The 20742-nt window shown below is 64.7% G+C and carries 20 protein-coding genes; 6 read left to right on the top strand and 14 right to left on the bottom strand.

The annotated features are described in order from the left end of the window. Positions 1-62: 62 nt before the first annotated feature. The 8 genes from HOP51_RS18525 to HOP51_RS18490 form a co-directional block, all read right to left on the bottom strand. On the bottom strand, positions 63-1316 hold the full coding sequence (locus tag HOP51_RS18525; protein ID WP_234275362.1) for a benzoate/H(+) symporter BenE family transporter: 1254 nt from the start codon (positions 1314-1316) through the stop codon (positions 63-65). 70 nt (positions 1317-1386) lie between these two features. Then, positions 1387-2169 (bottom strand): benzoate diol dehydrogenase BenD, encoded by a 783-nt coding sequence (gene benD / locus HOP51_RS18520; protein ID WP_234275361.1) that lies wholly within the window; start codon positions 2167-2169, stop codon positions 1387-1389. Next, entirely contained in the window at positions 2166-3224 is a 1059-nt protein-coding gene (gene benC / locus HOP51_RS18515; RefSeq protein ID WP_234275360.1) for a benzoate 1,2-dioxygenase electron transfer component BenC, read from the bottom strand. Before benC ends, benD begins: the two co-directional genes overlap by 4 nt. 31 nt (positions 3225-3255) lie before the next feature. After that, on the bottom strand, positions 3256-3741 hold the full coding sequence (benB, locus tag HOP51_RS18510; protein ID WP_234275359.1) for a benzoate 1,2-dioxygenase small subunit: 486 nt from the start codon (positions 3739-3741) through the stop codon (positions 3256-3258). A 14-nt stretch (positions 3742-3755) separates the two neighbouring features. Then, on the bottom strand, positions 3756-5123 hold the full coding sequence (locus tag HOP51_RS18505) for a Rieske 2Fe-2S domain-containing protein (RefSeq protein WP_234275358.1): 1368 nt from the start codon (positions 5121-5123) through the stop codon (positions 3756-3758). 110 nt (positions 5124-5233) lie between these two features. Next, the gene (gene catA, locus HOP51_RS18500; RefSeq protein WP_234275357.1) at positions 5234-6208 is read right to left on the bottom strand and encodes a catechol 1,2-dioxygenase; all 975 of its coding nucleotides are present in this window, start codon (positions 6206-6208) and stop codon (positions 5234-5236) included. A gap of 56 nt (positions 6209-6264) precedes the next feature. Continuing rightward, on the bottom strand, positions 6265-6555 hold the full coding sequence (gene catC, locus HOP51_RS18495) for a muconolactone Delta-isomerase (RefSeq protein WP_234275356.1): 291 nt from the start codon (positions 6553-6555) through the stop codon (positions 6265-6267). Positions 6556-6571: 16 nt separating this feature from the next. Further along, positions 6572-7690: a muconate cycloisomerase family protein gene (locus HOP51_RS18490; protein WP_234275355.1), complete on the bottom strand. Its 1119-nt coding sequence runs from the start codon at positions 7688-7690 to the stop codon at positions 6572-6574. A gap of 102 nt (positions 7691-7792) precedes the next feature. Here HOP51_RS18490 and HOP51_RS18485 point away from each other — a divergent pair, with 102 nt between their 5' ends. Continuing rightward, positions 7793-8695, top strand: coding sequence for a LysR family transcriptional regulator (locus HOP51_RS18485; protein WP_234275354.1), 903 nt, complete (start codon positions 7793-7795; stop codon positions 8693-8695). Between the two features lie 60 nt (positions 8696-8755). On the opposite strand, the gene HOP51_RS18480 is transcribed toward HOP51_RS18485, so the two are convergent. After that, complete coding sequence (locus HOP51_RS18480; protein ID WP_234275353.1) at positions 8756-10645, bottom strand: FAD-dependent monooxygenase; 1890 nt, start codon at positions 10643-10645, stop codon at positions 8756-8758. A 284-nt stretch (positions 10646-10929) separates the two neighbouring features. Here HOP51_RS18480 and HOP51_RS18475 point away from each other — a divergent pair, with 284 nt between their 5' ends. The 4 genes from HOP51_RS18475 to HOP51_RS18460 all read left to right on the top strand — a co-directional run bounded on the left by HOP51_RS18475 (position 10930) and on the right by HOP51_RS18460 (position 14388). After that, positions 10930-11937 carry a TRAP transporter substrate-binding protein gene (locus HOP51_RS18475; RefSeq protein ID WP_234275352.1) on the top strand — a complete coding sequence of 336 codons (1008 nt, stop codon included), beginning with the start codon at positions 10930-10932 and terminating at the stop codon, positions 11935-11937. Between the two features lie 46 nt (positions 11938-11983). Further along, positions 11984-12502, top strand: coding sequence for a TRAP transporter small permease (locus HOP51_RS18470; protein WP_234275351.1), 519 nt, complete (start codon positions 11984-11986; stop codon positions 12500-12502). Positions 12503-12506: 4 nt separating this feature from the next. Beyond that, the gene (locus HOP51_RS18465; RefSeq protein WP_234275350.1) at positions 12507-13766 is read left to right on the top strand and encodes a TRAP transporter large permease; all 1260 of its coding nucleotides are present in this window, start codon (positions 12507-12509) and stop codon (positions 13764-13766) included. Positions 13767-13917: 151 nt separating this feature from the next. Beyond that, a complete protein-coding gene (locus HOP51_RS18460; RefSeq protein ID WP_234275349.1) occupies positions 13918-14388 on the top strand; it encodes a MarR family winged helix-turn-helix transcriptional regulator in 471 nt (156 codons plus the stop codon). Positions 14389-14492: 104 nt separating this feature from the next. Here HOP51_RS18460 and HOP51_RS18455 read toward each other — a convergent pair whose 3' ends face one another. Both HOP51_RS18455 and pobA read right to left on the bottom strand, forming a co-directional pair. Beyond that, a complete protein-coding gene (locus tag HOP51_RS18455; protein ID WP_234275348.1) occupies positions 14493-15098 on the bottom strand; it encodes a class I SAM-dependent methyltransferase in 606 nt (201 codons plus the stop codon). 337 nt (positions 15099-15435) lie between these two features. Then, positions 15436-16620, bottom strand: a complete 1185-nt coding sequence (gene pobA, locus HOP51_RS18450; protein ID WP_234275347.1) for a 4-hydroxybenzoate 3-monooxygenase — start codon at positions 16618-16620, stop codon at positions 15436-15438. Between the two features lie 142 nt (positions 16621-16762). Here pobA and HOP51_RS18445 point away from each other — a divergent pair, with 142 nt between their 5' ends. Then, positions 16763-17677 (top strand): helix-turn-helix domain-containing protein, encoded by a 915-nt coding sequence (locus tag HOP51_RS18445; RefSeq protein WP_234275346.1) that lies wholly within the window; start codon positions 16763-16765, stop codon positions 17675-17677. 61 nt (positions 17678-17738) lie between these two features. Here HOP51_RS18445 and HOP51_RS18440 read toward each other — a convergent pair whose 3' ends face one another. Genes HOP51_RS18440 through HOP51_RS18430 form a run of 3 tightly spaced genes read right to left on the bottom strand, consistent with a single transcriptional unit; the run spans position 17739 to position 20591 of the window. After that, positions 17739-19025 (bottom strand): TRAP transporter large permease, encoded by a 1287-nt coding sequence (locus HOP51_RS18440; protein WP_234275345.1) that lies wholly within the window; start codon positions 19023-19025, stop codon positions 17739-17741. Beyond that, entirely contained in the window at positions 19018-19542 is a 525-nt protein-coding gene (locus HOP51_RS18435; RefSeq protein WP_234275344.1) for a TRAP transporter small permease, read from the bottom strand. Before HOP51_RS18435 ends, HOP51_RS18440 begins: the two co-directional genes overlap by 8 nt. 14 nt (positions 19543-19556) lie before the next feature. Next, positions 19557-20591, bottom strand: a complete 1035-nt coding sequence (locus HOP51_RS18430; protein WP_234275343.1) for a TRAP transporter substrate-binding protein — start codon at positions 20589-20591, stop codon at positions 19557-19559. Between the last annotated feature and the right edge of the window lie 151 nt (positions 20592-20742).

The following is a 20742-nucleotide window of genomic DNA, read 5'->3' as shown; positions in this document are numbered from 1 at the left end:
GGGAAAAAAGGCCCGCGACGAAGAATCGATCGCGGACCAATGGAGGAAAATATGGCCTCCCGCTAGCGTGCCGAGGCGGCCGCCTCGCGCGAGGGAGCGGATTTGCGGGAGAAATCGAAGTCCCGGAACTCCACCAGCATGGAGAGCCCCGCCCCCAGCACCAGCGCCCAGAAGGAGGAACCGATGCCGAATATCTGGATCCCCGAGACGGCAATCAGGAAGGAGAACATCGCCCCCACCTCATGCTTGCCAGAGAAGGTCATGTGCATGGCCGAGCTGATCACCCGCAGCAGCGCCAACCCAGCGATGATGGCGATGAAGTAGCTCGGCATCGCCTCAATCAGGCTGAACACGAAGCCGTAGAAGGGCGCCGCCGTGATGAAAATGATGCCAACGATGACCGCCGCTACCCAGCGCTTGTCGTGGCTGCCGGCCTCCGGCCCCGAGCAGATCCCAGTCATCGGCGCGGCGATACAGGTGCTGTGCAGGTTGAAGAAGGCCGAGACCATGGTGCCGAAGCCCCCGAGGGCGGTAATCGCATTGGCCGGCGCGCTCTTGTATCCCATGCCCTTGACCAGCCCCACCCCGGCCGGGGTCTCCATGCCGACGAGGATCAGCGCCAGCGGTAGGCCATAGGCCAGAAAGGCCTCCAGAGTGAAGGTGGGCATGATGAATTCGGGCAGCTTGAAGGAGAGCGTCACGCTGGAGAAATCGGCCCCGGAAAACGCCATGTAGCCGACGCCCACCAGCAGCGTGACCACCAGCGGCGGCACCCGGCGCAGGTAGCGCGCGGCGAAGAAGAAGGAGAGGATCATCACCGACGCCGGCAGAAGCGCATTCTGCAGCGGCATCACCATGTTGGTGCCGAACTTGAGCAACACGCCCGCCACCATGCCCATCACGATGGGCATCGGAATCAAACGCATGACCAGGCTCATCCACCCCGCCAGGCCTACCACCAGCGCGATGGCGCCCGCAATCAGCGTGGCGCCCAGCGCCTCGTTGAGGCCCACCAGGGGAATGACGGCGGCGAACAGCAGCGCGCCGGGGATTGAGTTGGCTATCGGCAACGGCAGCCGGTAGTAGGCCGGCAAGAACAGCCCGAACAGGCCGTTGATCATCAGGTAGCTGATCACCCACAACAGGGTGAACTCCTGGGGGAGCCCCGCCGCGGTGCCGGCGCTGATGTGGATGACGCCGGCGCTGAGGCCGAAGATCCCGGCCACCACACCGGCACTCAGGTTGTCGGCGTTGAGGTCGCGGATAAAGTCACGTGGCGCCGTGGCGAGTCCGGCACCCTTCTCGATATGTTTCACGTTGTGCTCCAGGGGATTTTTTTATGATTGAAGTGTTGGTGCGAGTAGTGAACGTGTTGCGTGCGGCCGCTCAGCCGCTATCGCCTCCTGCCACCGGAACCACCGTCCCGGTGATATAGCTGGCCTCACGCGAGGCCAGGAACAGGATCGGTGCCGCCATCTCGTCCAGGGTGCCGTAGCGCCCCATCAGACAGCTGCTTCTGGTCTGGTCGATATGGGCCTGGAACCAGGCCTGCTCCTGCTCGTTGCGCGGCTCGGGTGTGCCGCGCGAGATGCGCCGCGACGGCGCCTCGGTGCCGCCGGGGGCGGTGGCCACCACACGTATGCCGTGCTTGGCATACTCGAAGGCCAGGGAGGCGGTCAGGGCGTTGACGCCACCCTTGGCTGCCGAGTAGGGAATTCGATGGATGCCACGCGTCGCCGCCGACGACACGTTGACGATGACACCGCCGCCCTGCTCCACCAGGGTGGGCAAGGCCGCACGACAGCACCACAGCGTCGGCATTAGCGAACGGGTAATCTCGGCCGAGATCTGGGCCTCGGTGAACTCGGTGAAGGGCTTGAAATTGATCGCGCCCCCCACGTTATTGATCAGGGTGTCGAGGCGACCGTAGTGCTCGACGGTCCTGAGCATCGCCTCCTCGGCACCCTGCCATGTCTCCAGGTCGGCCTGCAGCGCGATGGCCTCGACACCCTGATCGGACAGCCCGGCCACCACCTCATGGATGAGCTCGGCGCGATCCACCAGCGCCAGCCGGGCGCCCTCGGCGCCGGCGCGCTCGGCGACGCGCCGGCCGATGCCCTGGGCGGCGCCGGTGATCACCATGACCTGCTCGGCAAAGCGCATGTTCATGCCACCGCCTCCTTCTTCGCCTCTTCCGGCGCCAGGCTCGGGGTGAACTTCTCGTAGTGGAAGCTGGCCGGCGAGATGCCCTGCTCGCGGAAGTGGGCGAGCACGGCATCGACCATCGGCGGCGGCCCGCACAGGTAGACGTCGACCTCGCCGTCGTGCAGCAGCTCGGTGGCCATGTGGTGGGTCACATAGCCCTTGCGCGGGTGCTCGCTGGCCGCATCAGCCACCACCGTGGTATAGGCGAAGTCGGGCAGCGCCTCGGCGAAGGCGTCGAGCTCGTCGAGCTTGACCAGGTGGTCGTCGACGTTCACGCCGTAGAGCAGACGCACTGGCTGGTCGCAGCCGCGCGCCTGCAACTGGCGCAGCATGGAGAGGAACGGCGCCAGCCCGGTGCCGCCGGCCAGCATCAGCACGGGGCGCTCGACCTCGCGCAGGTAGAAGCTGCCCATCGGCCCGGTCAGTGTCAGCACATCCTCGGGCTTTGCTGGGCCGCTCAGGTAGCCGCTCATCAGGCCATTCGGCACATTGCGGATGAGAAAGCTGGCGCGGCGCTCGCCGGGCAGCGAGCTGAACGAGTAGGAGCGAGTCTCGTCGCTGCCCGGCACCTGGATGTTGACGTACTGCCCCGGCAGGAAAGTGAGCCTCTCGCCTTCGTCGAGATACTCTTTATCAAGATCTATGACCAGCTCGAAGCTGTCCTCAGAGAGGCGCTCGACTTCGGCGACACGGCCGGGGAACTCGCCGACACCGGTCTTGCACAGGGTCGAGGCTACCGGCACCTGCACCACGCAGTCCGACGACGGCACCATCTGGCAGGTCAGCACCTTGCCTTCGGCGGCCTCCTCATCGGAGAGCGCCTCGTCGATGTACTCATCGCCCAGGTCGAACTCACCCTGCTCGCAGGTGCCCTTGCAGGTGCCGCAGACGCCGTCGGAGCAGTCCATCGGCAGATTGACCTTGTGGCGATAGGCGGCGTCGAGCACCGTCTCGCCTTCCTTGCAGCTGATGAAGCGGGTCACGCCGTCTTCGAAGTTGAGGGCTATGGTGTAGCTCATGCTCGTCTCCTCCCACCGGGATCGCGGTCACTCAGACGTGGTACACGTCGATGACCTGGTGGATGTAGTCGTTATTCAGCACCACCTTCTTGTAGGTGATCAGCGGCGCGTCGCCGGACACGTCCAGGGTGTAGAAGGAGGTGCCGAAGTAGGCGCTGGCCTGCTGGTAGCGGTGGCTCAGGGTGTGCCAGTTGAAGCGCAGCTCGACCGTGTCGCCTTCCTGCGAGAGCACCTCCAGGTTGGAGACCTGGTGCGTGGTGCGCGGCTCGGGGATGCTGGTCGCCCCGGAGCGCTCGGTCTTGATGCGGTAGACGCGGTCCTCGAGCCCCTCGCGGTTGGGGTAGTAGATCAGCGAGATCTCACTCTGCGGGTCCTCGGTCAGCCGGTCGTCGTCGTCCCAGGCCGGCATCCAGAAGACCACGTCCTTGTGGTAGCAGGTCAGCCACTCGTCCCACTGGCGGTCGTCGAGCAGGCGGGCCTCGCGATGGACAAAGGCCTGAATATCGAGATAAGTCATGACGGTGTCCTCCCTCAGGCCGACGCGGTGGCGATGAACTGGCTGCGTTCCTTGGCGATGGCGCGCAGCATCTCCTCGACCCAGTGCTTGTGGTGCATCACATAGAGGCCCTCGTCCTCGGGCGAGGCGCCGCTGAGCAGCGGCTTCATGTCGATGGCGCGGGCATTGTCGTCGGCACCCTCGATCCACTGCTTGGCACCGCGGGAGAGATCGTTCCATTCGGCATCGAGGCCGGCGTAGCCGTTCTGGCAGGCACGGAACTCCTCCAGGTCGTCGGGCGTGCCCATGCCGCTGACGTTGAAGAAGTCCTCGTACTGGCGGATGCGCAGGGCGCGGTTCTCGGCGGACTCGCCTTTGGGCGCGAAGCAGTAGATGGTGACCTCGCTCTTGTCCACGGCGATCGGCCGGATCACGCGGATCTGGGTGGAGAACTGGTCCATCAGGTAGACGTTGGGGTAGAGGCAGAGATTGCGGGTCTGGTTGACGATGGAGTCGGCGCGCGCCTCGCCGAGTTCCTGCTCGATACGCTCGCGCTGGGCGTAGACCGGGCGCACCTCGGGGTTGAGCAGGCGCGTCCACAACATCATGTGGCCATTCTCGTAGGAGTAGAAGCCGCCCATGCTCTTCGACCAGCCGTTGGCGTCCACCGCCTTGGTGCCGCCGGCCTCATAGTTGCGCCGCTCCATGGTCGAGGCGTAGTTCCAGTGCACGGTGCTGACGTGGTAGCCGTCGGCCCCGTTCTCGGCGCCCAGCTTCCAGTTGCCGTTGAAGGTGTAGGAGGAGGTACCGCGCAGGATCTCTATGCCCTCCGGCGCCTGATCGACGATGTTGTCGATGATCTTGGTGGTCTCGCCGAGGTACTCGGTGAGCGGGGCGACGTCGGCGCTCAGGCTGCCGAACAGGAAGCCGCGATAGCTCTCGAAGCGCGCCACGCGCTTGAGGTCATGGGAGCCTTCCTGCTTGAAGCCCTCGGGGTAGGCGCCGGTCTTCTCGTTCTTGGCCTTGAGCAGCTTGCCGTCGTTCTTGAACGACCAGCCGTGGAACGGGCAGGTAAAGGTGCCCTTGTTGCCGCGCTTCTTGCGGCACAGGGTGGCGCCGCGGTGGGCGCAGGCGTTGATCAGCGCGTGCAGCTCGCCCTGCTTGTCGCGGGTGATGATCACCGGCTGGCGGCCCATGGTGACGGTCATGTAGTCGCCCGGCTCGGCGATCTGGCTCTCGTGGGCCAGGAACAGCCAGTTGCCTTCGAAGATGTGCTTCATCTCCAGCTCGAAGAAGGCCGGGTCGGTGAACATGCTGCGGTGGCAGCGGAAGATGCCGTTCTCGGGGTCGTCGACGACGGCGCCGCGAACTCGTTTCTCGAGACGATCAAGCTGTGCGGTCATGGCTCCAACTCCTCGTGGCTCTTGTCAGGTCGTGAGGCTCCCCTACCCACCGGCCCGGGGCCGGCGGGGGAGCGCTGCATGTTGGGATGGGGTCGGGACGCGGCGGGCGCTCAGACCTCGGCGGCGCCGGCCAGTTGGCTGGCCTGATCCTCGGCGTCTTCCAGGGCCCGCGGGCGCTTGTGGCGAACCTGCAGCTCGGGGGCCTCGGTACGCGCCAGCTCGACATCGAAGACCACCTCGGAGAACGGGCCGTCCAGTTCGCGCCGGGCGATCTCGGCCGGGTCCTCGATGCGGTTCGCCGGAATGACCAGCTCCTCACGGGTGGCGAAGGCGAAGTCGTCGAAGGTATAGGGGTCGCCGGCCAGGTTGATCTGGGTGGTCAGGTGACGGTGCCCCGGCGCGGAAATGAAGAAGTGGATGTGCGCCGGGCGCTGGCCGTGGCGGCCCAGAGCCTTGAGCACCTGGTCGGTGGGGGCACCTTCCGGCACGCCGTAGCCGGAGGGGATGATGCTGCGCGCGGTATAGCGGCCCTGCGCATCGGTGACGATGGTGCGGCGCAGGTTGTATTCGCTCTGGGTCTTGTCGAAGAAGGAGTAGCCGCCCTTGGAGTCGGCGTGCCAGATCTCGACCTTGGCGCCGGCCACCGGCTTGCCGTCGACATCGCGCACCTGGCCGGTCAACCACATGGTTTCACCGTCCGGGTCCTGACCGTCGTCCATGCGCGCGAAGCCCTCGGCCTCGGGGGCGCCGGCGACGTAGAGCGGGCCCTCGATGGTGCGCGGCGTACCGCCGTTGCGCTTGGCCTCGGCGTCGATGGCGTCCTGACGCATGTCGAGGTAGTGGTCGAAGCCGAGCCCCGGCGAGAGCAGGCCGAACTGGGTCTGGCCGCCCAGCGCATTGAGCAGGCTGACGGTCGACCAGTACTCCTCCGGGGTGACGTCGAAGTCGTCGATCAGCCGGTACAGGTCGGAGAGCAGGCGATGCATGATCTGCTTGGCGCGGTGGCTGCCGCCCTGCTCGTCGAAGCCGGAGACGGCCTTCAGGAAGTTCTGCACCTCGGGGGTATCGAAGATCTTCACGGTCATGGGTCATTCCTCGTTGTCGTTGGTTGCCCTACGGGGCTGGCGTGATGCGTCGTGACTCAGCTGTCGTCGTCGCGGATGGAGGACGGATGGCGGCACAGCGGCTTGACGCCGATCTCCATCCACGGGAAGAGCGGCAGGCCCGCGACGATCTCCTGCAGCTCGGCGTTGTCGCGCACGTCGAAGATGCTGACGTTGGCGTAGCTGCCGGCGACCCGCCACAGGTGGCGCCACTTGCCCTGGCGCTGAAGCTCCTGGGCGTACTCCTTCTCGCGCGCCTTGATCGCGGCGGCCTCTTCAGCCGGCATCGACGGCGGCAGCCTAACGGTCATTTCCACCTGAAACAGCATGCGTGAGGTCCTCCGTTTACTTGCGTGTGAAGTGCGCGAGTTTGTCTTCATCCAGGGCGACTCCCAGCCCCGGCCCGGTGGGCAGCGCGACGCCGAACTCGCCGTAGGCCAGTGGCTCGGCGACGATGTCCTCCTTGAGCAGCAGCGGGCCGAACATCTCGCTGCCCCAGGCCAGCTCGGGCAGCGTCGCCCAGGCGTGCAACGAGGCGGCGGTGCCGATGGTGCCCTCGAGCAGGGTGCCACCGTAGAGGCCGATGCCGGCCGCCTGGGCGACCTGGGCCAGCGCCAGGGCGCCGCGCGGGCCGCCGGCCTTGGCAATCTTCAGCGCGTAGGCGCCATTGAAGCCGGCCGCGGCCAGGGCGAAGCCGTCGCGGGCGTCGGCCACCGCCTCGTCGGCCAGCATCGGCACCTCGAAGCGGTTGGCCAGGCGTACCAGCCCGGCCTGCTCGCGGGCGGGAATCGGCTGCTCGATCAGGTCGATGCCGGCGGCCTGCAGCGCGGCGATGCCGCGCACGGCGGTACTCTCGTCCCAGGCCTGGTTGACGTCGACCCGCACACTGGCCCGCTCGCCCAGCGCCTGCTTGATCGCGGCCACGTGGCGCACGTCGTCGTCCACGGCGTTGGCACCGATCTTGAGCTTGAAGTCACAGTGGCGACGCTGTTCCAGGCGCTGGAAGGCCTCGTCAATGTCGCGGGCGGTATCACCGCTGGCCAGGGTCCATAGCACCGGCAGGTGGTCGTGGCGCACGCCGCCGAGCAGCTCGGCCACGGGCAGTCCCAGGCGCTTGCCCTGGGCGTCGAGCAGCGCGGTCTCCAGCGCCGACTTGGCGATGGCGTTGCCGCGGGCATGGCGGTCGAGTCGGGCCCGTAGCGTGGCGACGGCGCCTGCCGGCTGGCCGATCAGCAGCGGCGCCAGGTAGGCGTCGATGTTGCGCTTGATGCTCTCGGGGCTCTCGGGGCCGTAGGCGAGCCCGCCGATGGTGGTGCCTTCGCCCAGCCCCTCGATGCCGTCGCTGTCGCGAAGGCGCACGATGACCAGCGTCTGGCAGGCCATGGTGGTCATGGAGAGCTTGTGGGGGCGGATGGTCGGCAGGTCGACCAGCAGCGTTTCGATGGACTCGATGACAGATGACATGCGCGCTCCGGCGGTTCGGTGTTTCGATACCATGGCAGTCTGATTGCCCCGGCGCGGCCGAACCAATATCGTTTAGGTCGTCATCCATACCCTGGAGGTATCATGGAGCTGCGACATCTGCGCTACTTCTGCGTCGTGGCGGAGGAGCTTAACCTGACCCGAGCGGCCGCCAAGCTGCACATGGCACAGCCGCCTTTATCTCGACAAATCAAGCAAATGGAAGGAGAGATAGGCGCCTATCTGTTCGAGAGGAGCGCACGTGGGCTGCGCCTGACGCCAGCGGGCCAGTTCTTTCATGAGCATACTCTGCAGATATTGGAGAAGGTCGACGCCACCGTGGCCGCCACCCAACGCCTGGCCCGCAGCAAGCGCGTGATGTTCGGCATCGGCTTCGTTCCCTCGGTGTTTTACGGGCAATTGCCCCTGCTGGTGCGCGAGTTACGACAAAAGGATAATGTCGAGTTGGTACTGGCAGAGTTGACCACGGTGCAGCAGGTGCAAGCGCTCAAGAGCGGGCGCATCGATATGGGCTTCGGCCGCATGCGTATTGACGATCCCGACGTTGAGCAGGAAAACCTGTTCGACGAGCCGCTGATGGCCGCTCTGCCCGAAGGTCATCCGCTGGCCGAGACCACGCCGACACTGGCCCAGCTCGCCGAATATCCCCTGGTACTGTTTCCGGCCCAGCCGCGCCCCAGCCTGGCCGACATGACACTGGGACTGTTTCGTCGCCGCGGGCTCAAAGTCACCGTGGCCCAGGAAGCCAACGAGCTGCAGACAGCGCTAGCGTTGGTCGCCTCGGAAATCGGCATTACCCTAGTGCCGGAGCAGGTCAAGCGCGTCCGCCGCGACGGCATCGTCTACGTCTACCTCGCCGCCCCGGGGCTGACCTCGCCGGTGCTCTGCAGCCGACGCAAGGGGGAAGCGCCCTCGCCGATCATGCAAGAGGCCAACGCCATTCTCGAGGTGTTGGTGGAGAATCGCCGCAGCGGTAGGTATCCATGAGCTGCCGGCACGAAAGGGTCAACGCCGTCGTTGGCCCCGGTGAATGGCGAGACGATGCTTTCAGTCCAGCTCTACCATAAAGTTAGAGAAGAACGCGTCGAGCGCATCGAAGCCATCCAACGGCAGCACCAGGGAGACATACTGGTCCGGGCGTACCACCACCAGGGCACCGGCGCCGCGGTCGATGCCGCGCAGGTCGAAGATGTCCTGGTCGGTGCCCGACACCGGCGCGTGGGCCTTCTGGTAGTCCTGCAGGCCGAGGGAGCCCTTGTGGGGCTTGAGTAGATCGTGCATCTCGGCCCAGTCCACCTCGAGATGCGACTGCTGAATGATGCCGTGGACATCGAAGATCGCGTCCGGGTCGGCCCCTTGCGGGGTGAAGCGCCGGATCGGCGAGGCGTCGCTGGCCAGGAAGTCCATCAACTGGTTGAAGCGCGAGCCGGGGCTTCTCGGGTCGACCATGTCCGCGAAGGCGTAGAGACGCCAGCGGCCGTCGGCGCGATGCACGTGCCCCAGGTGGATCTGTTTGGCATCGCCGAGCCGGATGACCTCGGCGGAGTGGAACCGACGCCCAGGCGGGAAGCCGGTAGCCAGGTGCAGGTGACTGTCGTCACCGGTGAGCAGATTCGGTGCATAGTGGGTGGCGAAGCCCGCGGTGAACTCGCTGTTGGTGACGAACTGGCGCTGCACTTCGGCCAGCCCCTTCATGGCGGCCTCGGGGTCGTCGGCGTCCTGGGCCGCACCGATCGCCCGTGACCAGCGGGTATCCATCTCGATCAGGTTCTCGGCGATGACGTGGCGCTCAGCGTTGTAGGTGTGCAGCAGGCTCGCCGGGCTGCGCCCCTCAAGCACTGAGATCAGCTTCCAGCCGAGGTTGAAGGTGTCCTGCATCGACACGTTCATGCCCTGGCCGGCCTTGGCGGTGTGGGTGTGGCAAGCGTCGCCGGCGATGAAGACCCGCGGCGTGCGGCTCTCCATCTGGTCGTCGTCGACGTCATCGAACTTGTCGGTGACCCGGTGGCCGACCCGGTAGACGGAGAACCAGGCGGTCTCCTTCACCTCGAAGGTGTAGGGCGCCAGCACCGCCTGGGCCTTGGCCAGCACCTCCTCCTTGGTCAGCCAGGCGTCCGGGGCGATGTTGCCCATGTCGACGTAGAGCCGGACCATGTAGCCGCCTTCGCGGGGGATCAGCAGGATGTTGCCCGCCTCAGCGGACTGGATGGTGCACTTGAAGCGGATGTCCGGGAAGTCGGTCACCGCCAGCACGTCCATCACGCCCCACGCCTTGTCCTCGCCATGGCCCTGGGGCACGCGACCGATGGAGTCGCGCACCACGCTGTGGGCGCCGTCGCAGCCGACCACGTAGCGGGCGCGCACGGTCTTCTCGCCCTCCGCCGCCCTGAGGGTCACCGCGACGCGCTCGCCGGGGGCCTCGGGCGCCTCCACCTTGAGCGTCTCGTGGCCGTAGTCGACCCGCAGTCGGCTCGGGGAGTTGTGCATGTACTCCAGCAGGAAGTCGAGCAGGCGAGCCTGGTTGACGATCACATGGGGGAACTCGGAGAGGCCGTCGCGCACGTCCTGCACGCGGCCGAGCCGAGTGATCCGTGACTTGTCGCCGGGGGCCGGGCCCCAGAAATGGGTCTCGTTGACCCAGTAGGCCTCGGTGGTCATCCGCTCGGCCAGGCCGAAGGCCTCGAACATCTCCACCGTGCGGCAGGCGATGCCGTCGGCGCGCCCCACCGCGAGGGCTCCATCGGCCTTCTCCACCACGCGAGTGATAATATTCGGAAAGCTCGACAGTTGGGCCGCCAGCAGCAGTCCGGCGGGACCAGAGCCAACGATGAGCACATCCACCTCCTCCGGTAGGGGTCCCTGTGCCTCGCTGCGTCCCTCGGCCACAGGCTGGAGTCGCGGGTCGCCACTACGGTAGCCGTTGAGGAAATACTGCATCTGTTTTCTCCATCCCGTGTGCTACGGGTCGTTGTGGGTTCCATCAGGGGATAGGGTGAGCCCGCAGCGGCGAATCGTCATGACAATGATCAGTATTGTGATCAACTTCAGAACAAACAATTAGACTTTTTGCCGAGCCATGTGTCGCGAGGCGACATCCAACGATGTTCTGCCACCCCGGACATGACGTCGACTTTCGGATTATTGATCATTATTGTGATGATCATAATACTGACATAGATCAAAGAATGACCACTTCCTGACCACCGACAAGCGAGCCGACAATGACAACCGCTGCACGCCCTTCGATCCGCCGCCCCCTGACCCTGATCCTGCTCTCGGCTTCCATGACTGCGGCAAGCGCCCCCGTACTGGCCAAGGAACTGCGTCTGGGCATGATCACACCGTCCCAGCACATCTGGACCCAAACCGCCGAGCAATTCGCCAAGGCTGTCGCCGAGCGCAGCGATGGCGATCTGACCATCGCCCTCTTCCCTGCGGGTCAGTTAGGCGATGAGTCGGCCATGTTCTCCCAGATGGAGACCGGGCTACTCGACATGGGCATCATGACGGCGGCACTGACCAGCCAGCGCGAGCCCTCCATCGTCGGCTGGTTCACCCCCTTCCTCTTTAACAGCGTGGAAGAGGCCGCCCAGGCCAGCGAAACCGAGGCCGCCCAGCAGATGCTGGCCAACCTGGAAGGCAGGGGTCTGCACGCCTTCGGTTACACCTTCGCCGGCATGCGCCATATTCTGATGCGCGATGCGCGTGTCGAAAGCGTGGACGATGTCGCCGGCAAGAACATGCGCATCATCCCTTTCGCCGCGATGAATGCCTGGTGGCGCGCCATGGATGCCAGGCCCACTCCCATCAGCCTGCCGGACGTCTATCAAGGGCTGCAGAACGGTCTTCTCGATGGCGTGGATATCGACCTCGACGCCCTGGTGGGCTCAGGCTTCTATGAGGTGGCCGAGCACCTGACTCTCACCAGCCATATGGCCTTCCCCGCCGTCTCGGTGATGAGTCTGACGACCTACGCCTCTCTCTCCGACGAGGAGCGCCAGATCATCGACGAGGCCATGGCAGAGGCCCTGGCTTGGGGGATCGAGGCTCAGATCGAGGCCGAGCAGCGCAACCTCGCTACCCTCCAGGAGGCCATCGACGTCTTTACTCTCGAGAACGCCGAGAGCGTTTTCGCCCCGGCCAACCAGGCCTTCGCCGACCGCTTCGGCGATCATCCGCTGATCCAGGCCTTCCAGGAGCAATCCGCCGAGCTGGTTGACGTCGAATAAGGCCGAGGCGGGACGCCTGAGCGCCCCGCTTCGGTAGGGAGAGCCCATGAATACCCGACACGACACCTGGCTGAGCCGGGCCAGCCATGGGCTGGCCCGGGTGGAGCAGTTTCTCTGCAGCCTGCTGATTGCTGCCTTCGGCGTGCTGCTGATCACCAATGTATTCGCACGCTACCTACTCAACAGCCCCCTTTACTTCGCCAATGAACTGGCGATCTATATCCTGATCTGGATGGCCTTCCTGTCCATTTCTATCGCGATTCACCACGACCAGCACGTCCGCCTGACCATGCTGGTGGGCCAGCTTCCTGCCTCAGCCCAGCGGGCCTGCTACTTGCTGACCGAGCTGGTCTGCCTAGCGATCCTGGCGGTAATGCTCTGGTATTCCATCGGCTGGCTGCGCTCACCCTCGGTCGCCTTCGACATCGCCATCACCCTCGACTGGCCCAAGCGGCACTTCTACCTGATCGTGCCGATCTTCTGCGCCACTTCCCTCTTCCACCTCATCGCCAGGTTGCCGGATCGCTCACGCACGGTCTTCACTCTGGCCAGCGACGAGGAGTGATCGCATGACGCTTGTCGCCTTTCTGTTGTTCATGCTGCTCGGCATGCCCATCGCCTTCGTGCTACTGGCCTCGACCTTCACCTTCATCATGACTTCCGGCAACTATCGCCTGCTCGATAACCTGCCCCAGGTGATCTTCGGTTCCCTGGAGGTCTTCGATCTGCTGGCGATTCCGCTGTTCATCCTGCTCGGCGAGATCATGAACGAAGGTGGAATCACCCGGCGGATCATCCTCGCGGCCCGTGCTTGGTTCGCCTGGATTCCTCACAGCATCGCCTATGTCTCCCTGACCTCGAACCTGATGCTGGCATCGATCATGGGGTCGGCCACGGCGCAGATCGCCATCATGAGCCGGGTGATGACCCCGGAGCTGGAGCGTGACGGCTACGACAAGGGGTTCGCCGCCGCCCTCACTGCGGGCGCCGGCCTGCTCGGTCCGATCATCCCGCCCTCCATGGTCTTCATCATCTATGGCGTGATCGCCCAGGTCTCGATCGGGGCGATGTTCCTGGGCGGCATCCTTCCTGGCTTGGTGCTGTTCGTGCTGATCAGCGGTCTGGTCGCCCTGATCGCGAAACGCGCCCACAAGGCCGGCGACAGTGACAAGCAGCGCATCCCCCTGTGGGGGGCGACGCGCGGCGCTCTGCTCACTCTGAGCATTCCGCTGGTGATCGTCGGCGGCATTGCCTTCGGTATCGTCACCCCGACCGAGTCCGCCGCGGCGGCGACCCTGATGGCGCTGATCATCGGCGGCCTGCTGTTTCGCGAGCTGAAGTGGGGGCAGCTTCCCGGGGTTCTCCAACGGACGGCGCGCAACACCGCCATCGTGCTGTTCCTGATCGCTGCGGCCAAGGCCTTCGGCTGGGTGCTGGTCTACAACCAGATTCCCCAACAGGTGGCAGCGCTCATGCAGGGCGCCACCGAGAGTCCGCTAATTTTCATGCTGCTGGTCTTCGCCATGCTAATATTGGTGGGCATGGTACTCGACGGCATCGCCGCGCTGATCATCTTGGTGCCGATCCTGCTGCCGGTGGCCCAACAAAGCTACGGTATCGATCCCATCCACTTCGGCATCGTCACCTGCATGACCCTGAGCCTGGGGCTGCTGACGCCGCCGGTGGGCGCCGGCCTCTACGTCGCTTCGGCCATCAGCAACGTCAGCCTGCCGCGTATCACCAAGTGGATCACGCCCTTTGTACTGGCGGCCTGCATGGTGATCCTTCTCACTATCTTCAATCCCTGGTTGGTGAGCATCTTCCGTTAGCCAACGCCACGCCGGGGCAGACAGCGAATGCCCCGGCGGGCACATTCTGCTAAGTTTGTGCCTGGCTCGGCAGACGCTACGGCCCTAAAGCCTTGCCGGCGCGCCTGGACTCCCAACCGGATACCTTCAGCCCCTCGAAAAGACCGAGATCATGACCGCAGCTCCCTTCTCAGAGGCCAGTCAGTTTCCCGGCAACCTCCTCCGACGCTGCCACCAGATCAGCGTGGCGATCTTCCTGCGTAAATGCGAGGCCTACCAGCTGACCCAACTGCAATACATCATCCTCTGCGCCCTGGAAGAGAAGGGGCCCATCGATCAGATTACCCTGGGTGGCCATACGGCCCTGGACCGCAACACCGTGGCCGTGGTGGTAAGAAAGCTGGAAGAGCGTGGCCTGGTCAGCCGGCACCGCAACCCGGAGGACCGCCGCTCAATGCTGGTGACCCTGACCGAGGAAGGGGAGCGGCTGCGCCAAGCCGCCGAGCCGTCGGTCACCGAGGTGCAGGAAGAGATCCTTGCCCCTCTTGAGGAGAGCGAGCGCGAGACGCTGTGCCGGCTACTGCAGACCCTTGCCGACGAGAACAACCACCTGAGCCGAGTGCCAGTACGCCAGGCGGGCTAGGGCCATGGATAGCCTTCCAGCTTGCGCACCCTGACCGCCGACGCCGAACGGGGCAGCGGGCAAGGACTACATCGTTCATGAGGGATTCACTTTTCCGGCGGAGCCTACCGAGGCACGGCCACCACCAGGCACGACGCCCGGTCGCCGTGGCACGCCAGCTCCGTGAACTCCTCTAGCGCCAGGCCGGCGGCGTCGAGCTGCGCCCTGAAAACGCCCTCGTAGGTCACCCGGCCGAATTCAATGCTGGTGAGCCGCTTGAGCATGGGCTTGAGCCGTTCCATGCCGCGAGAGGGCCGTTGTTGGAAGGTTTGAGTGAAGTAGAGACGTCCGCCTGGCGCCAGCAGCTCAATGGAGTGGCGCAGCGCTCGCTCTGGCTCCGGCAGCAGCATGAAGCTGGCGGAGAAGTAGACCGCATCGTAGGAGGCATCTTCGTGATCGTAGAGGGATTCGAGGCGGACCGAGACATGCTCTGCCAGTATGGAATCCCGTAGATGCTTGCGGGCACGCGCAACGTAGTCGGTATCGATGTCGATGCCGGTGATGCGCAGTCCCTTGCGTTTCGCCGCCTCGGCATTGGCCAACAGCGCGCCAGCCGTGCCGATGCCCACATCGAGCAGCGTGGCCTTATCGGGAAGTCGATTGAGCACCTCGGCGTACCAGCGCGTGGTGAGCTGCAGGATGAGGGTGTCGTAGATCAGGCTTCGGATCATGGGCGCATTTCAGCAAAAGGGAGGCCGGCCGATCAAGACGCCTTCGGCACAGCACAGGGAATCAGCCCAGGGCGATCCGCGGCAGCCCCACGGCTCGGCTCATGGGTCGTCTCACTGTGTGATGGGTTGGCGACAGGCGCCACGGTACATGACAAGAGCTTGTCACGTACCGGTGCTTTGCGCCATCGCCCTGGGGCAGAGGTCCCCGAGGCGCCGGAGAACCGCTTCATCACCGAGCGCGAGCCGCTGGCGAGTATCGCCACGTTTCGTGGCTTCTGAGCGCCGTAAAAAGCCCGGGCGATTAGCGATGCCCGGGCGCAGTACGACGGTGGCGCCGTTATTCGAGCGACTCGTAGGGCAGGCCCACATAATTTTCGGCGATGGTCTTGAGACCGGCCTCAGATGAGGTGAGGTAGTCGAGTTCGGCCTGCTGCATGCGGGTCCCGAAGTCTTCCTCGTCGGAGAACTTGTGCAGCAGCGAGGTCATCCACCAGGAAAAGCGCTCGGCCTTCCAGATGCGCTTCAGACAAATCCGCGAATAGTTGGGAATCAGATCGGTGCGGCCCTCATGGTAGACTTTCACCAGCAGCCGGTAGAGCGTATTGACGTCGCTGGCGGCGAGATTGAGCCCCTTGGCGCCAGTGGGTGGGACGATATGGGCAGCATCGCCCACTAGGAACATTCTCCCATACTGCATCGGTTCAACCACGAAGCTGCGCAGCGGCGCGATGCTCTTCTCGATCGAAGGGCCGGTGACCAGATTGGCCGCCACCTCTTCCGGTAGGCGCCGCTTGAGCTCCTCCCAGAAGCGCTCGTCCGACCAATCCTCGACCTCCTCGTCGAGCGGCACCTGGACGTAGTAGCGGCTGCGGGTCGGCGAGCGCATGCTGCACAGGGCAAAGCCGCGCTCGTGGCGGGCGTAGATCAGCTCGTCGGAGACCGGTGGCGTATCGGCCAGCAGCCCCAGCCAGCCGAACGGGTAGACCTTTTCGAACTCCTTGATGCGATCCTTGGGGATCGACTGGCGCGACACGCCGTGGAAGCCGTCGCAGCCGGCCACGTAGTCGCAATCGAGACGTATGGTCTCGCCGTTCTTGTCGAAGGTAACGTAGGGAGCGTCGCTGTCGAGATCATGGGGCCGAACGTTGTCGGCCTCGTAGATCGTCGTACCGCCAGTCACCTCGCGGGCCTCCATCAGGTCACGGGTCACCTCGGTCTGGCCGTAGACCATCACCGTCTTGCCGCCGGTCAATCCGGCCAGGTCGACCCGCACGCGGCGGTTGTCGAAGGCCAGCTCAACGCCGTCGTGGGGCAGGCCCTCCTCGTTCATGCGCGCATCGACGCCCGCTTCGCGCAGCAGGTCGACCATGCCCTGCTCCAGCACGCCGGCGCGAATACGGCTAAGCACGTACTCGCCGCTCTTGCGCTCGAGAATCACGTTGTCGATGCCTTGGCGGCTCAGCAACTGGCCGAGCAGCAGCCCGGAGGGTCCGGCACCGATGATGGCGACCTGGGTTTTCATGAAAGATGCCTCATCTCGCTGTCATATGAGTTGCATTTTTCAATGAAAAAGAGTGGGATTTAAGGCAAGATTCCTATCATCACTTGGATTTTTGACGCATCCCACATCGACTTTGGTCGCACCGCCGGACCAGGAGGCCCCCATGAGCCACCCAGCGCAGGCTTCCGTTCCCGTCTTCAAACTCTACGGCGAAACCCGCCACTGGCCAACGCCGGACCTGCTTCACTGCGAGTCGATTCCCGAACGCAGCCGGCTACACGATTGGCATATCCGCCCCCATCGCCATGCCGACCTGGTGCATGTGCTGCATATCGCCTCCGGCCAGGTGAAGCTGGAACTCGAAGGCACGCAGCAAGAGCTGCAGGGGCCGCTGGTGATCGTGGTGCCGGCGATGACCATCCACGGCTTTCGCTTCTCTCAGGACATAGAAGGCCATATCGTCACCCTGGCGCAACCGCTGGCCGAGCAGCTCGGGCAGCGGCTCGAGGAGCAGGCCAGGGTGCTGCACCACGCCGACTATCACCCGCTGACGCAGTCGCCGCAGGCCCGACGCCTGGCCGCCCTGGTGGAACAGATCGATACCGAATACCGCCAGCCCGCGCCGGGGCGCGACCGCATGCTGAGCGCCCTGGTCCAGGCCCTGGCGGTGGCGCTTTCCCGCCTGGCCGAACCGCACGGCCTGCACGACAGCTCCCCCAGACCGCGCCAGCGCGACCGCGGGCACGAGCATCTGGCGAACTTCCAGGCGCTGATCGAGGCGCAATACCGCCAGCAGCCCAGCGTCGAGCGCTTCGCCGAGCAGTTAGGCATGAGCAGCGCACACCTCAATGCCCTGTGCCGTCGGCTGGCGGACCGCAGCGCGCTCCAGTTGCTCCATGAGCGCCTGCTGCTCGAGGCCAAGCGTCAGCTCATCTACACCAACATGACCATCAGCCAGGTCGCCGACAGCCTGGGCTTCTCCGAACCGGCCTATTTCACCCGCTTCTTCAAGCGCAACACCGACCTTTCCCCCAAGGCGTTCCGTCTGCGCCAGAGTCTTGACGAACACGCACGGTAAAAGGCCCTGCCGAAGGGCAGGGCCACAATGCGCCATTAGCGTAAACGCCGTGGCGAACCTGCTACAGCATCCACAGCGTGAGGATGGGGAAGGCGATCAGCAGTGCCAGGCGCAGCAGGTCCGCCACGATGAACGGCGCCACCCCACGGTAGATTTCGCCCAGACCGACATGCGGCGCCATCGCCTTGATCACGAACACGTTCATGCCCACTGGGGGCGTCACCAGCCCCAGCTCCACCGTCAGCACGGTGAGGATGCCGAACCACACCGGATCAATACCGAGCATGGTGATGATCGGAAACACCACCGGCACCGTGATTACCAGCATGGCAATCGAGTCCATGAACATTCCGAGCACGAAGTAGAGCAGCAGGATCAGCAGCAGGATCACCATAGTCGGTACGTCCAGGCCGCCGAGGAAGGTGCTGATGGTAAAAGAGATCCGCGACACCGAGATGAAATAGCCCAGCGTCTCGGCCCCCACCAGCATGAAGAACACTACCGCCGACAACGCCAGGGTCTCCTGCACGCTCTGCCACAGCCCGGCCAGGCGCATGCCCTTGTAGAAGGCATACAGCAGGGTGGCAAAGGCACCCACGCTGGCACCCTCGGTGGGCGTGAACATGCCCTGGTAGATGCCCGCAATGATGATCACGAACACCGTGAAGAAGGGCAGTAGGCCGGCCAGCGAACGAAACTTCTCGGCGAAGCTGGTGGGTTCGCCGGGCACCGCCAGGCCGGGCTTGAGACGCATCACCACGCTGACCGTCAGGGCATAGAAGACGAGCCCCAGCAGGCCGGGAATGATCCCCGCGGCGAACATGTCGCCCACCGACTGCTCGGTGATGACGGCGTAGATCAGCAACGCGATGCTGGGCGGAATCATGATGCCCAGAGTGCCACCCGCCGCCAGGGTGCCGGTCGCCAGCGAACGCGCATAGCCGTGCTTCTCCATCTCGGGCAGGGCAACGCGGGTCATGGTGCTGGCGGTTGCCAGCGACGAACCGGAGATCGCCGAGAACACCCCGCAGGAGCCCACCGTGGCAATCGCCATGCCGCCCTTCCAGCCGCCGCAGATGGTGCGCGTCGAGTTGAATAGCATCCCGGCCATGCCCGAGTGTGCGGCGAGCACGCCCATGAGAATGAACATCGGAATGGCGCTGAAGCTGTAGCTGGAGAGCACGTCCACCGGTACCGACTTGACCATAGAGAGCGCCGCACCCCAGGAGATCACTTGGGCGAAGCCCACCACACCGACGATCAGCATCGAGAGTGCCACGGGCACCCGCAGCACCAGCAACAGCAGCAAACCGACGAGGCCGATGCCACCGATCATTTCGCTACCCATGGTGAACACCTCCTCCCTCGGTGGCGAAGAGTGTCCCAAGCGCGGCGTGAACCAGGCTGCGCAGCGCCAGCAGTGCGCACAGCACGGCACCGAACTGATAGATCGGCGCCATGGGAATGCGCAGGTCCTGGGTCACCTGGCCACGCTGAGAGGCGATGCTGGCTTCCTGCCACAGCCCGACCGCCATTACCGCTCCCAGCACTACGAAGCCAATCAAAAAAATCCCCCCCAAACGCTCCTTGAGTGCTGGCGATAAACCGTGGCTAAAGGCCTCCACCACAACCTGGCTACGCTCCACGCTGGCAGCCATAGCCGCCAGCAAGGAGAACATAAGAAGGTAGCGCACCAGCTCGACGCTGCCGATCACGCTCCAGTTCAGCGCGCCTCCCGACAGCCGGAATACTAGGCGCAGCAGCACGTCGACGATGGTCACGCCCATCAGGCCGAGCAGCGCCAGACCCGCCACCAGCAGGCACAGCCGTGCCAACTGGCGACTCACGAACGACAAGGCTTGCATCACAGGCTCCCGGCTCAGCCCTGCTCGACGGAGCAGGACTCGCGCGCCGCCATGGCGGCATCATAGACGTCGCGAGCATTGTCCAGGCCGCGGCCTTCGAGCTCGCGCAGGTAGTTCTCGATGCCTGTCTCGAGCGGACCGGCCCATTCGTCGTGCTCCAGCGGGTTGTCGATCACGCGAATGGTGTGCCCGGCCTCCTCGGCTTCCTGCTTGCCGGCTTCGTCCAGGCCGTCGAACACCCGGCCGGCCACTTCGCTCCACTGCATGCCCATGTTGGCCTCGATGGCGGCCTGCTGTTCGGGGCTCAGGCGATCGAAGCTGTTCTGGTTCATGGTGGCGACGAAGACCAGTGAATAGAACGGCACCTGGGTGTGGTAGTTGGCCAGCTCGTTGAGACGGAACACCTTCATGCCCTCCCAGGGGAAGCTGAGGCCGTCGATCACGCCCCGCTGCAGGGAGGTGTAGATTTCCGGTGCCGGCATGCCGACCGGCTGCGCACCGAGCTGCTCGAGCATCTCACCGGCCACGGCGGTGGGGCGACGGATGCGCAGGCCCGACAGGTCGGCGGGCGACTGGATGTCGTTGTCCACGGTGTGCAGGTAGCCCGGTCCCGTGGTGAACATGAACAGCACCTTGGTGTCGTCGTACTCGCTGGCGATATGGCCATCGTCGTAGAGGGTTTGCAGGATGCACGCCCCCTGGCTGGCGGTATCGGAAATGCCCGGCAGCTCGACGATCTGCGACAGCGGGAAGCGCCCGGCAGTGTAGCCCTGGGCGGTGATGGCGATGTCGGAGATGCCGTTGACCGCCCCCTGATAGGCCTGGTCAGCACGGGTCAGGGTCTGGGACGGATAGTTCTCGACCTGTAGCTCGCCTCCGGAGGCCTCCTGCACGGCATCGGCCCAGGCCTGGAAGATCTCCTGGTTGATGCCGGAGCCGTCCGGCCAGAAATGCGACATGCGCAGGGTGGTGGAGGCCTGGGCGGCGGAAGCCGCGGTAAGACCAGCAATGGAAGCGGCCAGCAGGTAGCGCGTCAGGATACGGTTCATGAGTGCCTCCGGGAGATCGTTATAATGGACATATCGCTTGTTCGCTATACGAATTTACGTTCGAATTAACAGCTAAACTACTCCACTCCCGGAATACCCGATAATCGACATTAGTCTATGGGACCTGGATTTCTCCCCTTTCTGCACAGGG

It is taken from the genome of Billgrantia zhangzhouensis, assembly GCF_021404465.1.
In the GTDB taxonomy this organism is placed as follows: Bacteria; Pseudomonadota; Gammaproteobacteria; order Pseudomonadales; family Halomonadaceae; genus Halomonas; species Halomonas zhangzhouensis.
This window is presented reverse-complemented; position numbering and strand designations above follow the sequence as displayed.